The organism is Ruminococcus sporogenes, assembly GCF_054655175.1.
This window is the reverse complement of record NZ_BAAHOA010000001.1, coordinates 821,675-835,535: the sequence shown is the minus strand read 5'-3', so window position 1 is coordinate 835,535 and position 13,861 is coordinate 821,675. Positions and strand designations below refer to the sequence as shown.

Here is a 13,861-nt window from a genome sequence, read left to right as displayed (position 1 = left end):
TACCCGCTCTGCCGCATCAATCAATACGTATCTCTGTAACGGGAGAACCCGTTTACGCCTACTTGCCAATGCTTTCAGCGAACTGCTCAGGGAGGAGTTATGACCGTTTTGAAATACTGTCTTACACCAAGCGACAGCTCTCTGAAAATTCATCTGCGGCTTTATTTCCCGTCATCGCATTTATTTATATTACTATAATATATTATTTTTTCGGATTTGTCAAGGGGATTTTTAAAAATATTTTTAATAGCAAAAAAGATAAGTCAGATTGTAAGCTCAATAATATTTCCCTCTAAATCCAAAAAAGCGCTTTCATAATAGCCGTCCCCCGTAATTCTTGGACCGCTTATAATTTCAAACCCGTCATTTCGGAGCCTGCCTGTCAATTCATCAACTCTTTCCTTACTTTCAAGTTTAAACGCAATATGGGCGTATCCGGTTTTATTCAGATTGTCAGAAACAGATATTCCGGGCTTATTCATTATTTCAAGTCTTGCGCCAAATCCAAATGTCAGAAAATATGAACGGAATCCGGTTTTCTCATTATAATATAATTTACCGCATTTCGCATTGAAATATTTTATAAAAAAATCCTTGGCGCAATCAAGACTGCTTACATACATTGCAATATGTTCGATAATCATTTCTCACTTCATTTCAGTTCCACAATAGTAACGCCGTTTTCGCCCTCTCCGTAAAGTCCGAGTCTAAAGCTTTTAACCTGTTTCATTGACTTTAATCTCTGATGGATTGCAGCTCTGAGTATGCCCGTACCCTTTCCGTGTATAATCGTCACCACGGAAATTCCTGAAAGCACTGCGTTATCAATAAACGCTTCCATTTCATAAACGCCTTCGTCCGCGCTCTTCCCCCTTATATCAAGCTCCATAGTTCCTTTTCTTTCCAGCTTGCTTTTAATACTTCTGGTGGAAACAGGCTTGCTTTTATATGTTACCTTCTGTTCGTCCAATAACTTGAGCTGTAATACCGATACCTTTGTTTTCATAATACCCATCTGAACATAAACATTTCCATTTTCATCCGGTTCACCGCAAACAGTTCCCTTTTTATCAATGTCACGCACCAGCACGGTATCTCCCTTTTTAAGCTTTCTTGGCAGCTTGTAACCGTCGCCGCTCTTTTCAATAACAGGATTAGCCGTATCGTACATACGGTTAAAGCTCTGCTTGCTGCGTGTTTTTATATCAGAGAATTTCTTTGAAAAATCCGCCTTGTCCTTTTCCTTCTTTAAAGCTTCAAGCTCGTCTATAAGACTGTTTGATTCGGCCTTAACGCTTTCTATAATACTCATTGCCCGCAGTCTTGCCTGTTCAAGCTGCTGTTCCTTGTTCTTTTCTATTTCATCAAGCTCCGTTTTGAGCCGACGATTATTATCCTCGGCCTCGGCTCTTATTCGGATTAATTCCTGATTTTGCTTATCAAGCCGGCGTCTTGCCTCCTCAAGCTGTGCAACGACTTTTTCAAACCGCATGTTTTCTTCGCTGACAAGCTGTTTTGCATGAGCGATTACGTCCTCGGGCATTCCTAAAGACGCTGAAATAGAAAATGCGTTTGATTTTCCGGGAGATCCGGTAATCAATCGGTAAGTCGGACGAAGAGTTTCCGGATCAAATTCACAGCTCGCATTTTCAACGTCATCTCCCTCGATAGCATAGAGCTTAAGCTCCTGATAATGCGTTGAAACCATCAGCTTTGCGCCCTGATCCTTCAGTCTTTCAATTATTGAAACGGCTAAAGCCGCTCCCTCCACCGGATCAGTACCGGAGCCCAGCTCATCGAGCAGAACAAGCGAATTATCATCTGCAAGCCCTATTATCTCTATTACCTTATTGGTATGGGACGAAAAGGTTGAAAGACTTTGTTCTATGCTCTGATTATCTCCAATATCGGCAAGAATATGACTGAATACAGAAACGCTGCTTCCGTCAGATACAGGTATCAGCATTCCGCACATAACCATAGCCGAAAGCAATCCGGCAGTTTTTAGAGCTACCGTCTTTCCGCCGGTATTAGGACCTGTAATGATCAAAGCGCTGTATTTTTCACCCAAACTGATATTAATCGGCACCGCCTTATTACTGTCCAAAAGCGGGTGTCTTGCCTTATTTAGCTTGAGCTTTCCGTCGCATGTTATGTCAGGAGCGCAGGCCTTCATTTTAGCGCCTAAATTTGCTTTAGCAAAATAAAGATTTAATTGTACGCATAAATCATATCCTCTGATAAGATCCTCGGCACATTCGCCGCATTCCCGGCAAAGCTCGGTTATTATTCTTTCAATCTCCTCCTGCTCCCGACTCTCGAGCATCCTAATATCATTGTTTGCCTCTACAACTGAAATAGGTTCTATAAATACCGTTTGCCCAGAGGCTGAGGAAGAATGTATCAGACCCTGTATTCTGCTCCTGTATTCCGCCTTAACAGGGAGAACAAATCTACCGTCCCTTATAGTTACAATATTTTCCTGAAGAGATTTCTGAACAGCTTCAGACCGTATCATCTTATCAAGCGTTTCACGAAGCTTTAAGCCTGCGCGGCTAATTTTTTTTCTGATTGCCGCAAGCTCCGGACTTGCCGCGTCTGAAATTTCATCCTCAGAAATTATCGAGCGTTCAAGCTTTTCCTGCAAATATTTATCGGGACGAAGGCCTTCAAATAAATAATCAAGCTCTGTCTGAACATTTTCACAATGTGAATACCAGTCGGATAAAGCTCCGATCTGGTTGAGCAGACTTTTGATATCGATAAGTTCCCTTAGTGATATTCTTGCTCCTGAAGCTGCCCGTCTTAACGAAGAGCTTACATCCTTAATTTCATAAAAAGGCGGCGTTCCGAACCTTACGGTCAGATCCAAAGCCTGGGAGGTTTTGTCCATTTCAAGACAAACCGTATCATAATCCGTACATGGCTCAAGCTCAAGAGCCATCTGTCTGGTTCTGTCATTGGAGGCCATATCAGACAGCATTTTAAGTACTTTATGTAATTCAAGCGTTTTAAAATATTTATTCATAGTATATTACCCAAGCGACTTATAAAAGTCAAGTGTTTTAAATTCTCTTCCTAAATGTATCAGCAAATATCTTTCAGCGATACTGCCGAGCTTTTTAATATTTTTATCAGATAGTCTGAAATTGTAAAGCCTGTTGAAATCAGCGAAAACAATATGCCGCAGAGCATGTACGACAGAAGCCGGAATTTTTACGAGAGTGTCGTCCTTTGTCGGCGTAATGCAGCCGACGCAGTAAAGCTTTGTGCTCATCAAGTCAAAATACATTTCCTCAGCGGCGTATTTCATACATGAAGCGCAGCATACTATATCCGGCATCATGCCGATTTCTGTCATAAACCGCATTTCAAACAACGGCTTTAAAAATGCGGCGCTCCGGCTTCCCTCGGAAAGATAATGAAATGTATTAAGCAGCAATCTCATAACATCTTCCTTTTGCTCATGCTGACCGGTAACGTAAATAACCACTTCGCTTATATACTGCGAAAGAGCGAGTGTTTCAAGGTTCTCTCTTATTTTATAAAAAAATCTTATAGGCTCGCTGCTGTCAAGATAATACCTGCCCTTGTCAATTCGTACTGAAAAATCTGAATAAGCATAAAGCTGAATAGCGCCGGCATTTTTACTCAGCAGCTTCTGTCCGCCCTTTACAGAGATTTCAATTACTCCCTGTTCAATAGTAAAAACATGAATAAATTTATCGTTCTCACCAACCGGGAACTCCTTGAGTACTATTCCCCTGAGCGCCGCCATTTTCATTAGCCTCACCACCGGTTTCCGCAGCGGATTGCTCCGCAGATTTTTTATATTCCAGATAATCTGAAATCTTTCCGCTGTTCATAAAAGCGTTCCATTTTTCATCAATCATAAATAAACACCGCCAAAAATTATTTCCTTAAAATTATTTCCTGAAACGGCGTTTATATAAATTGTAATGTATGGTAATTTATTTTTAAATTTCTGTAAGTCCGAAGCTTCTTATAAGGCCCTCGCGGTTTCTCCAGTCCTCCTTGACCTTTACCCAGCACTGAAGATTTACTTTTATCTCAAAAAATTCCTCCAGCTCCTGCCTGGACAAGGACGCGGCTTTTTTCAGCATAGAACCGTTTTTGCCTATTATAATGCCCTTATGCGATTCACGCTCGCAGTATATTACAGCGTTTATGTCTAGCAGTTCCTTTTCTTCCCGTTCCCTCATCTGCTCCACAGTTACTGCAATGCCGTGAGGAACCTCGTCCTCAAGCAGGTTCAGCAATTTTTCTCTTACTATTTCCCCTGCTATTATTTTTTCCGGCTGATCCGTTATCATATCGTCCGGGAAAAAATGCGGACTTTCCGCGGCAAGCTTCATAGCTTCATTAATCACAATATCTATGCCGTTATTTTCCTTAACGCTTACCGGAACAATAGCCTCGAGATCAAATTTTGAACTAAGCGACGCAATAATCGGAGCGAGTTTACTCATATTATCCAGTAAATCTATTTTATTCAGAACAAAAATCACAGGAATTTTCCGCCGGCAAATATCCCGCAGCATATTTTCCTCCTGTTCGCCTAACGGATGCGTACAGTCTGCCATAAATATAACGGCGTCAATATCCGTAACCGATTCCTTTACCGCGTTTAGCATATGAGCGCTTAGCTTATTTTTAGGCTTATGCAGTCCCGGAGTGTCCATAAATACAAGCTGTGTTTCGCCTATTGTTTTAATACCGGTTATTCTTGTTCTTGTTGTCTGGGATTTACTGCTGACTGATGCTATTTTTTCACCCACAACCGTATTTAAAAGCGAGGATTTACCCGCGTTAGTTCTTCCGGCTATCGTCAGAAAGACAGTTTTAGTCATTGTGATCTCCATTTCAAAATCCGTTTTAATTTCGTTCTATTATAAATGTGGCGTCTCTTGAAATACCGAGCTTTTCAAGAACGGCCTCTTCCTTTTCCCTCATAATACGCTCGTCAAGAGGACTTGTCTCATGGTCATAGCCAAGCAAGTGCAGCATGGAATGAACCGTCAGGAAACCCACCTCTCTCTCAAGCGAATGACCGTACATATCAGCCTGTCTCACCGCTGTTTCAAGGGAAATAACTACGTCTCCTAAAAGTACAAAACCGGTTTCAGCATTGATTTCCTTTTTGCCGTCCTCGCTTGTAAGCGGAAAAGAAAGAACGTCGGTTTCCTTATCCTTGTTTCTGTATACCTTATTTAAATTTCTGATTTCCTTATTAGAAACAAATGAAACGCTGACTTCAGCGTCCTGCTCAAAGCGCTCGGTTGCCAGCACAGCCTGACAGCAGCGGCGGATCAGCAGACGTATTCCTACGGGTATTTTAACTATATTCTGTTTGTTTTTAACATATACTTTTAGCTTTGACATAATTACTTTCTCCTTTCATTAGCATATTTTTCATAAGCCTTTACTATATCCTGAACCAGCTTATGCCTTACAACGTCCTTTTCATTGAACTTGTGTATAGCTATATCGTCGACGTTTCTCAAAACCTTCATAGCCTCTATAAGACCGGAGGTTTTACTGTCAGGAAGGTCTATCTGAGTCACGTCTCCAGTAATTACCATCTTGCTGTCGTTGCCCAAACGGGTCAGAAACATTTTTATCTGTTCAGACGTAGTGTTCTGAGCCTCGTCAAGTATTATAAACGCTCCCTCAAGCGTCCTTCCTCTCATATATGCGAGAGGAGCCACCTCTATTATACCCTTTTCCATGTACTTTGAAAAGTTTTCGGCGCCGAACATTTCAAAAAGAGCGTCATAAAGAGGCCGAAGATAAGGATCTACCTTATCCTGAAGATCCCCCGGAAGAAAGCCTAATTTCTCTCCCGCCTCTACCGCAGGTCTGGTAAGGATTATTTTGTTTACCTCGTGAGCCTTAAAGGCTTTGGCAGCCATTGCAACTGCAAGATAGGTTTTTCCCGTTCCGGCAGGACCAATTCCGAGAACAATCGTATTATTCTTTATATCGTCTATATATTTTTTCTGGCCGACTGTACGCGGACGCACAATTTTGCCAGTTGCAGTAACGCACACTCCGTCTCCGATAAGATTATCAAGCTGCTCTGCCGAGCCGTCTGACACCATAGACGTAACATACCGGATCGTTTGACCCGTCACTCTTTCCCCTGTTTTAGAAATCTTCATAAGAGCTTCTATTGCCTGTGCTGCTTTATTGACGTTTTCCTCGTTTCCGGAAATCTTAATGTCGCTTCCGCGGCTTAAAACAACGACGTCATACTGGCGCTGTATTGTATTAATATTTTCATCATAAGCTCCGAACAAATTTATCATTTGTTCGGTATCATTTATATTTATAACCTTTTCCGCCATTTAAACACTCTTTTCTTTTATTTTGTTTATATAGTATAATTATATCACAAACGGAATCTTTTTTAAATACCTATTTTTAATTTTTTTGAAACAATTATTAAAATAAACAAATACGATAAAATATTTACTCATTTTAATCAACATAAATTTCAAAGTCCATGCCTATTTCTCCTTCTAAAACAAACTTTACGTTATATTCCATTCTGTCCTCAAAGCTTTTGACTTCAATATTTCTTTCCTTAACTATAATGCCCTTGGAATCGTAAAAATTTTTTTCATACACAGAAAGCTGCTGCTGAAGCAATACATCCGCTTCCTCGCTGCTGTATGACAGCATTTCATACTCAAACGGCGTATATGTACTGTGAATTATTCCCAAAGGAAGTTTTTTCCCCAATAACATAAAGCTGTTTGAAGTTTCTGTATAATCGTACGACTGAAAATCTGCATTCTTAAAGAAAAGCGGAATCCTGAATCCAAAAAAATCGAAATATTTTTTCGTCGTCTGCTCCCCACTGTAAATCTGCCCTTCCGTCGACAAAGGCTGAGAAAAGCTTACGGACTCCTCGTAAGTTCCGATTATTTTTCCCATTGCATGTTTTTTCAGCATATGTCCGCCGCCGTCGTCAACAACTCCGCTTATAATTATATCTCCCTTTTTCACTCCGTCTCCGGCTTTTTTCATAAGACGTCCCGAATATACCTCTACAGATTCGATCTGAGCGTCACAGTCGGCGATAATATTGCAGGGTATGTCGTCTCTTACCATTTCCGGAGGCGGATCAGCCTCCGTTACGTCTACGACTATACGGCTGCCGGTATGCCTTATTCCGGTCCATGCTATATCGGGAATACTCAATCTGAGCCTCTGCTCGCATTTTCTGAAATCAATATCAGCAATAAATTTTCCTTTATAAATTCCTATATCCGAAAGCGCCGAAACGATCTGTTCCCTGCTGACGCCGCTATTTCCATATACCTCTACGGAAACAACGATATTTGACAGATAAAATACAAAGGAAAACAATATAAGTATACCCAAAATTATACCGAATCTGAAGCGATATCCCTTCATTTTAAACGGAATTCCCTTTTTTTCTGTAAATTCAAGTTCAATTCCGTTTTCCTTAGCAATATCTGTAATTCTGTTCATGTCCGTCATATAAATCTGTCCGTAAAAGCAGCCGTTTCTGCATCTCTGTGACATGCATGCAATTCCGTTTTCCCTTATACCATTAATAAAGGAATACATTTTTGAACCCTGCGCCTTAAACGAAGCCGTACCTCTTATTTTTCCAAACATTCAATTCACCCGTTTCCTGTCAGCTCTATTGATTGTATTTTTCCGCATATATAAATACCCCTGGAGCTGAAATCATTGACGCTCAGATTGCTTCCCCATATCTGTATAATCATATCCCATGTTTTAACCTTAACCATTATATCATTATACTCAAGAATTTTTTTACAGCATTCAACCAAGACCTCATGATCTCCCGTTATCTGTATCTGAGTATCCATATTAATAAATCTTTTGATCTTTCCGGCCATTCATACCACCTCGTTTAATTATATTAATGCATTTCCCGCTTTATCACACCATATAATTTACAGAGCTAATGACTATGGAGGAAAAATGATGAAACAAGCTATAAAAAATATTATTCTTACAGCTACAATTCTTGCCGCCGTATATTTCTGTATACGTTATCCCGGTTATATATCCGGAGCGGTAAACGATTCAATAATAAGATGCATGGATGTAATGATCCCATCTATGTTTATTTTTATGTGTATTTCCTCAATAACGGTAAATTCGGGACTGCATAGCATAATAAGTATACCATTCAGACCGGCTGCTAAGTATATATTCCGTTTAAGCGACAGTCAATTCGGCGTTTTTATGCTAAGTCTTGTTTCAGGTTATCCGGCAGGAATTAAGCTTCTTGCAGACTGCTATAATAAAAATGCTCTTTCAAAGAATGATTTTGACAGATTAAGCTGTTTCTGCTTTGCTTCTGGTCCTGCCTTCATAATAGGTACAATTTCCGGCATACTTTATCCGGATACGCCGGCAGGAATTATCGTTTTTCTTTCCGTTACAGCAGGAAATATATTATCCGCCGTTCTATGCGGTTTATTTTCCCGTATTCCCAGCAAAGAAAAGCCAAGAATAAAAACCGACATATCCGCAGAATGCTTTATAAATTCAACTGTATCATCAGCCCGCGCCATATTTCAAATGTGCGTAATGATCGTCGCTTTCAGCGGAGTTCTCCAAATACTAAAGTTATCGGGAGCCGTAAATCTAATTTCAGAAGCTGCGGCTTACATAACAGGAAACAAAGTCGGTACGGTTTCGTCAATTATTGCCTGCATACTTGAAATCAGCAATATTATAACGCTTCCGAAAAATGATATATCCATGCTGCCTGTCGTCGCGTCTCTACTATCCTTCGGCGGTATCTGCGTATTAATACAAATTATAGCCATATCGGGAGGTCTTCTTAATATAAAAAAATTTATATCAGTAAGATTGTTTTCAGCCTTTGCATCGGCATTATTCTGCCGGTTATTTATGAAATTTATAAATATAGAAGCCGTAACCGCTTTTGCTCCGGCAATTACGCATTCAAAATTTTCTCCTCTTCCCTCTGTTCTTCTGATTATAATGACTCTTATGCTCCTCTCTATTACAAAAAACTATGGACAATCCGATAAAAAAATGTTATAATCAAGAAAAACATATAATTTAATATTTATCGAAAGGATCCGTTAAAATGGGGTTATTCGGAATATCTAAAAGGAACGACAATTATCAGAATCAAAAGTCAAAGCCTAAATGCGTATACTGCGAATACGGTAAGCCCGCTAAAAGCAAGGGTATGATTCTTTGTGAAAAACGCGGTATCGTAAGTGAGAATTTTAGCTGCAAAAAATTCCGTTATTCTCCGTCGAAATACGCTGCTATAAATAACAGCCAATTATCAGATTCTACCGACTCTAAGGATACCTTTATAGAAAAAACAAATATTTCTGATAGCTATAAGGAAACAAAAAAAGATGATATTATAGAGCCTGTCAAAATGCCGGAAACTAACTCCAAACAAAATTGCTCAGAAAATAAAAAAACTTTGCCGGAAAGCAAAGTAAAAATTTTATCTGATATAAACTTCATTGTATCTGATAATTCTGAAAAGGTAAAATATCTTGCAAATTCTGAAAGAATCAATTTATCAGAAATAAACTTACATTCGGCTGATAGAAAAACCATACTGCCAAAAATAAAAGAAAGCTGTGTTTCAGATATTTCCAATAATAAGGTAAATAAAAATCATCATAAAATTACAAGCGTACAGACTCCTGCAATATCTGATTTCCAATCTCCCAAAGCTATAAAACGGAAGCTTCCCGAAAATACGTTAATGCGAAAATTAAGCGATATAAAATAAAAAAACTGCGCCGTTTTAAAAACAGCGCAGTAAAAACTCAATTACAGTTATTTGAGTTCTTCAATGCATTTCTCACACACGCTCTTGCCCTTGTATTCAACAAGATTATCGCGTGAATTACAGAAAATACACTCGTTTTTTGTCTTGGTTATTATCAGCTTTTCTCCGTCAACATACAAATCAACAGCCGATCTGATTCCTAATCCCAAGCTTTTTCTGATTTCCTTAGGAAGAACTATTCTTCCAAGATCGTCAATCGTTTTTCTAACACCAGTATTTCTCATAAGATAAGCCCCTCACTTTTTTTCAATATTATTATAACACCTATGTCGAAATTTGTCAAGCATAAAAGTCGAATATAGTTACAAAAATATATTATTACCATATTTTTCGCGTTTAATAATATTTCAAGAAATTTTTCTGAAAAAAATTCTTAAAAGGTGTTGACAATATCAATTTAATATGATATAATTAATCACGTTGTTTGAGATATTAGCTCAGTTGGCAGAGCATACGCCTTTTAAGCGTAGGGTCGAGAGTTCAAATCTCTCATATCTCACCATCACTGCACCATTAGCTCAGTTGGTAGAGCAACTGACTCTTAATCAGTGGGTCCTGGGTTCGAGTCCCCGATGGTGCACCAGCGGCCCGTTGGTCAAGAGGTTAAGACTCCGCCCTCTCACGGCGGCATCACCAGTTCGATTCTGGTACGGGTCACCAAAGAAGAGTGCTAAAATCATTTGCTTACAGTGGCATTGTTGACGTTTAATAACGTAGAAAGTTTATAGTGTAAGCGATGGTTTTAGTTTATTTATTTTTGGAATCAAGATTAACAATCTTGATTTTTTTATGTTAAAAATCACCTATAATATAAAAATATTTTAAAGCGCCGTAAAATCGGCGCTTTTTTTATTTCATAATTTTTATCTGAAAAATTATTTATCAATCGTACTACCTACTTGAAAACTAAAAACTTATGAATACAATTTAAAATCAAATTGGCACATTTCGGCTTTTGGCATCTAATTTTTTATAAGTTGAAATAATAAAATTGCAAAAAAGATTATTAATTATATCTACAAAAACAATAAATATAATCAATATTTTGACATAATATACCAAATATATTTGATAATTAAATATTAAACCTATAAATATGATAGAATTTTATATAATAAATAATTCAGGAGGTCATATTTATGGCATTTTATCAAAGATTGAAAGACTTAAAGGAGGACGCGGATTTAACTCAGGCGGAAGTTTCTGAAATAATTGAAGTATCCGCTAATCATTATGGAAAGTACGAACGCGGAGAAACTGATATACCATTTTCAAAAGCAATTAAATTAGCTGATTACTATAACGTTTCACTGGACTATATAGCCGGAAGAACAAATGACAAGACATTTATCAGTAATATATCTCCCTCGCTTTTTACTAAAAAATTTAGTCGGCTTAATAATAAAAATAGAGCAAGAATAGATGAAAGAATGTCTCAGATGTTAGAAGCACAAGGGAAAAAGGAGTAGGAAAACATATGCAAATTAACTATTTAAGAAACCGGAATATTAGATCTCCGACTCGTTTTCCCAATACTTCAAAGCTTTTTTCTTACTTTTTTATAAATACAGCTCCCTCTTAATCCATCACCAGACTACTCAACATCCCCTTATCCATTTCGCAAACCGTATCGCACAAAATAGAAATATCCTCAGCAGAATGAGAAGCTATAAGAATAGTTTTTCCTTGCTCTCGGAAAAGTTTTAAATACCCGCGCATATCGGAAACACCCTCCTTGTCAAGACCGCTCATAGGCTCGTCGAGAATAAGTAAATCAGGATTTTCCATAATAGCCTGAGCAAGTCCGAGCCTTTGGCGCATACCAAGCGAATACTTACGAACATGACGTTTTAGATAAGGATCAAGTCCGACCTGTTCCATTGACTTAATAATTTCATTTTTACCGATTTTCCCTCTTAATCCTGCAAGTAATTTTAAATTTTTATAGCCGGAATAATATGGGATAAATCCCGGAGCTTCAATAATAATACCCATGTTCTCAGGGAAATCTATATCTTTTCCAATTTGCTTTCCACCAACTGTAATTATACCTGCTGTAGGTCTGATAAATCCGCAGATACATTTCATCAGCATAGTTTTTCCGCTGCCGTTTCTGCCGATAAGACCATGAATCCTGCCTTCTTCAAAAGAAATATTTATAGATTTCAAAATATCAGTTTTTCCTATTCTTAAACTAACATTCTTAATATCAATAATCATATTACGTTCCCTCCTGTTCCGTATTTATGAATTGTAATCTGCGTAAAACAACGAGATTTGCAATGAATATTACCGTGATAATAACTGCAAAATAGACAAATGAATTTGCAACAGGAGTTATCGGTTCTCTAAGAATTTCTTTGTAATGAAGCCAAATTATCGAGTTAGCCATCGGGAAAATCCACATTGCAGGAGCCTTAATTGAACAGGTCATTACCCCGCAACCAATCACTAAAAATACGGTAAAAAGTCCCGCTGTACGCAAATATAACATCTTTAACATGCACAGGATTAATGATAAAAGAAAAAAATACATTGAAAGCAAAATTATAGTTTGGATTGCCGCAGTGACTATCGGAATCTGATTATACAAGTTTGAAGGCAATAATTGCGATACGAAATTTCCTGATTCTTGCGGAAAAGCCGCTTCATATTTTGTTATGGAGTTGCTCCAATGATTGCTCCAAACACCTTTGCCCATAATTAAGCAGCTTGTGAAAATAACAGCAATATAAGTAAAAATGCTCATTATGATAGACAATATCTGTCCTAAAAACCAGTTCAATTTTCCTGTTCGCTTTATAAAAAACAGCGTATTTCCGCCCATTATCGGAAAATCGCTTATTAGTATAAGAAACACGCACGGCATAAACATAACAAGCTTTCCTGAATTACCGACCGCTATAAACGGTTCTAAAATATTCAATGGTTCACCATATTTTTCAGCACGTCCTACAAGCGGTTCAATAACAAGTGTTTTAATAAATACAAGCATAATTCCAACAATAATTATACGCGGATTTGTTATAAGTTTTATAAACTCACAGCGGGCTGTATTCCATATAGCACGGATAGAAAACTTACTCCCCATAATCAAGCCTCCTATTCATTAAAAAGCAATATATAAAATATGCGGCACATAAAACTATACCGTTAAACAATAAAATATATTTTATATCGGCGCTGTAATCAAAGAGATTACCCAAAGCATTGGTATCAGTTATTGATAGTATTTTTAATAGTTTTGTGTTCGGATTTTCATAATTTGAGAATGCTTGTGCCGAAAGTATTCCATTGGATTGCATAAGTGCGTATTTCACAAAAAACGGTATGCAAATTATAAGATATTTATTTTTCATAAATCCTGTCAGAAAAAATGCAGGTATTGCAGATACCGCACCGAATGCGAACATTCCAAGAATTTTTTCACTAATTAAAAGAGGGTATCCGTATTGTAAAAAATCCGGGTAAAAATATGTAAGCGTCGATTCATAATTTGCAATTTTATCTGTAGAGTATTCCGAAATGTTTGGGAACATTAAAAAAATACAAACTCCAAAAATTATAAATCCTATAACAACCGCAAACCCGCCGGATAAAAATGCCGTGAGGAAATTTCCTGTGCTGAAACTCCATTTCGATGTACGGAATACAGAATAGCGTAACGCTTTTGATTCGCGTCCATCACATAAAAGCGGTACAAAAGCAAATGCCGCAACTATTGGTATAAACATCAAAACCCACGTTCCGTTTCCCGCACTGAACACAGCGAAAGAACACAATTGAGGATCTGTAAGAATATCTTTCCTGTCAAAATCAATCAATACGCTAATCACAGAATACGCTTGCATTTTTTGCGCATCAAAATATACTTCGGAACAAAAGCACAAAATAACGGTCAATGAAATGCAAGCGTAAAAGCCGGGGCTTGTAAGGATTTTTTTAAAGTTTGAGGAAACAAGCCTAATAATTTTCATAGTC

The 13,861-nt window shown here is 37.9% G+C and carries 16 protein-coding genes, 3 tRNA genes and 1 other annotated feature (1 of these 20 only partly in view); of the genes, 6 read left to right on the top strand and 13 right to left on the bottom strand.

The window, feature by feature from the left end:
• Nucleotides 1–184: a binding site (T-box leader), on the bottom strand; it reaches 58 nt to the left of the window's first position.
• 79 nt (nt 185–263) lie between these two features.
• From ACYQ0N_RS04470 to ACYQ0N_RS04430, 9 genes are all read right to left on the bottom strand, one after another.
• Nucleotides 264–644: a VOC family protein gene (locus ACYQ0N_RS04470; RefSeq protein WP_177531555.1), complete on the bottom strand. Its 381-nt coding sequence runs from the start codon at nt 642–644 to the stop codon at nt 264–266.
• Between the two features lie 8 nt (nt 645–652).
• Nucleotides 653–3,028 carry an endonuclease MutS2 gene (locus ACYQ0N_RS04465; RefSeq protein ID WP_177531556.1) on the bottom strand — a complete coding sequence of 792 codons (2,376 nt, stop codon included), beginning with the start codon at nt 3,026–3,028 and terminating at the stop codon, nt 653–655.
• Between the two features lie 6 nt (nt 3,029–3,034).
• On the bottom strand, nt 3,035–3,784 hold the full coding sequence (gene recO / locus ACYQ0N_RS04460; RefSeq protein ID WP_177531557.1) for a DNA repair protein RecO: 750 nt from the start codon (nt 3,782–3,784) through the stop codon (nt 3,035–3,037).
• Complete coding sequence (locus ACYQ0N_RS04455; protein ID WP_177531558.1) at nt 3,732–3,893, bottom strand: hypothetical protein; 162 nt, start codon at nt 3,891–3,893, stop codon at nt 3,732–3,734. Before ACYQ0N_RS04455 ends, recO begins: the two co-directional genes overlap by 53 nt.
• Nucleotides 3,894–3,977: 84 nt before the next feature.
• On the bottom strand, nt 3,978–4,871 hold the full coding sequence (era, locus tag ACYQ0N_RS04450; protein ID WP_460161970.1) for a GTPase Era: 894 nt from the start codon (nt 4,869–4,871) through the stop codon (nt 3,978–3,980).
• Nucleotides 4,872–4,896: 25 nt separating this feature from the next.
• A complete protein-coding gene (ybeY, locus tag ACYQ0N_RS04445; RefSeq protein ID WP_177531560.1) occupies nt 4,897–5,403 on the bottom strand; it encodes an rRNA maturation RNase YbeY in 507 nt (168 codons plus the stop codon).
• Nucleotides 5,404–5,405: 2 nt separating this feature from the next.
• On the bottom strand, nt 5,406–6,368 hold the full coding sequence (locus ACYQ0N_RS04440; RefSeq protein WP_177531561.1) for a PhoH family protein: 963 nt from the start codon (nt 6,366–6,368) through the stop codon (nt 5,406–5,408).
• A 133-nt stretch (nt 6,369–6,501) separates the two neighbouring features.
• Nucleotides 6,502–7,671 (bottom strand): sporulation protein YqfD, encoded by a 1,170-nt coding sequence (locus ACYQ0N_RS04435; protein ID WP_177531562.1) that lies wholly within the window; start codon nt 7,669–7,671, stop codon nt 6,502–6,504.
• Nucleotides 7,672–7,676: 5 nt separating this feature from the next.
• Nucleotides 7,677–7,919: a YabP/YqfC family sporulation protein gene (locus ACYQ0N_RS04430; protein WP_177531563.1), complete on the bottom strand. Its 243-nt coding sequence runs from the start codon at nt 7,917–7,919 to the stop codon at nt 7,677–7,679.
• 85 nt (nt 7,920–8,004) lie between these two features.
• Here ACYQ0N_RS04430 and ACYQ0N_RS04425 point away from each other — a divergent pair, with 85 nt between their 5' ends.
• A complete protein-coding gene (locus ACYQ0N_RS04425; RefSeq protein WP_460161969.1) occupies nt 8,005–9,102 on the top strand; it encodes a hypothetical protein in 1,098 nt (365 codons plus the stop codon).
• 46 nt (nt 9,103–9,148) lie between these two features.
• Nucleotides 9,149–9,820: a hypothetical protein gene (locus ACYQ0N_RS04420; RefSeq protein WP_460161968.1), complete on the top strand. Its 672-nt coding sequence runs from the start codon at nt 9,149–9,151 to the stop codon at nt 9,818–9,820.
• Between the two features lie 47 nt (nt 9,821–9,867).
• Here ACYQ0N_RS04420 and ACYQ0N_RS04415 read toward each other — a convergent pair whose 3' ends face one another.
• On the bottom strand, nt 9,868–10,104 hold the full coding sequence (locus ACYQ0N_RS04415) for an AbrB/MazE/SpoVT family DNA-binding domain-containing protein (RefSeq protein ID WP_177531566.1): 237 nt from the start codon (nt 10,102–10,104) through the stop codon (nt 9,868–9,870).
• A 202-nt stretch (nt 10,105–10,306) separates the two neighbouring features.
• Here ACYQ0N_RS04415 and ACYQ0N_RS04410 point away from each other — a divergent pair.
• From ACYQ0N_RS04410 to ACYQ0N_RS04395, 4 genes are all read left to right on the top strand, one after another.
• Nucleotides 10,307–10,382: transfer RNA gene (locus ACYQ0N_RS04410), tRNA-Lys, on the top strand.
• Between the two features lie 5 nt (nt 10,383–10,387).
• A tRNA-Lys gene (locus tag ACYQ0N_RS04405) sits at nt 10,388–10,463 on the top strand.
• A gap of 2 nt (nt 10,464–10,465) precedes the next feature.
• Nucleotides 10,466–10,540: transfer RNA gene (locus tag ACYQ0N_RS04400), tRNA-Glu, on the top strand.
• 479 nt (nt 10,541–11,019) lie between these two features.
• On the top strand, nt 11,020–11,349 hold the full coding sequence (locus tag ACYQ0N_RS04395) for a helix-turn-helix domain-containing protein (RefSeq protein ID WP_460161967.1): 330 nt from the start codon (nt 11,020–11,022) through the stop codon (nt 11,347–11,349).
• Between the two features lie 109 nt (nt 11,350–11,458).
• On the opposite strand, the gene ACYQ0N_RS04390 is transcribed toward ACYQ0N_RS04395, so the two are convergent.
• The 3 genes from ACYQ0N_RS04390 to ACYQ0N_RS04380 are packed head-to-tail and all read right to left on the bottom strand — an operon-like array spanning nt 11,459 to nt 13,857.
• Nucleotides 11,459–12,100: an ABC transporter ATP-binding protein gene (locus ACYQ0N_RS04390; protein ID WP_177531568.1), complete on the bottom strand. Its 642-nt coding sequence runs from the start codon at nt 12,098–12,100 to the stop codon at nt 11,459–11,461.
• 1 nt (nt 12,101) lies between these two features.
• On the bottom strand, nt 12,102–12,971 hold the full coding sequence (locus ACYQ0N_RS04385) for a hypothetical protein (RefSeq protein WP_177531569.1): 870 nt from the start codon (nt 12,969–12,971) through the stop codon (nt 12,102–12,104).
• On the bottom strand, nt 12,961–13,857 hold the full coding sequence (locus ACYQ0N_RS04380; RefSeq protein WP_460161966.1) for a hypothetical protein: 897 nt from the start codon (nt 13,855–13,857) through the stop codon (nt 12,961–12,963). The genes ACYQ0N_RS04385 and ACYQ0N_RS04380 overlap by 11 nt, the downstream gene beginning before the upstream one ends.
• Nucleotides 13,858–13,861: the final 4 nt, after the last annotated feature.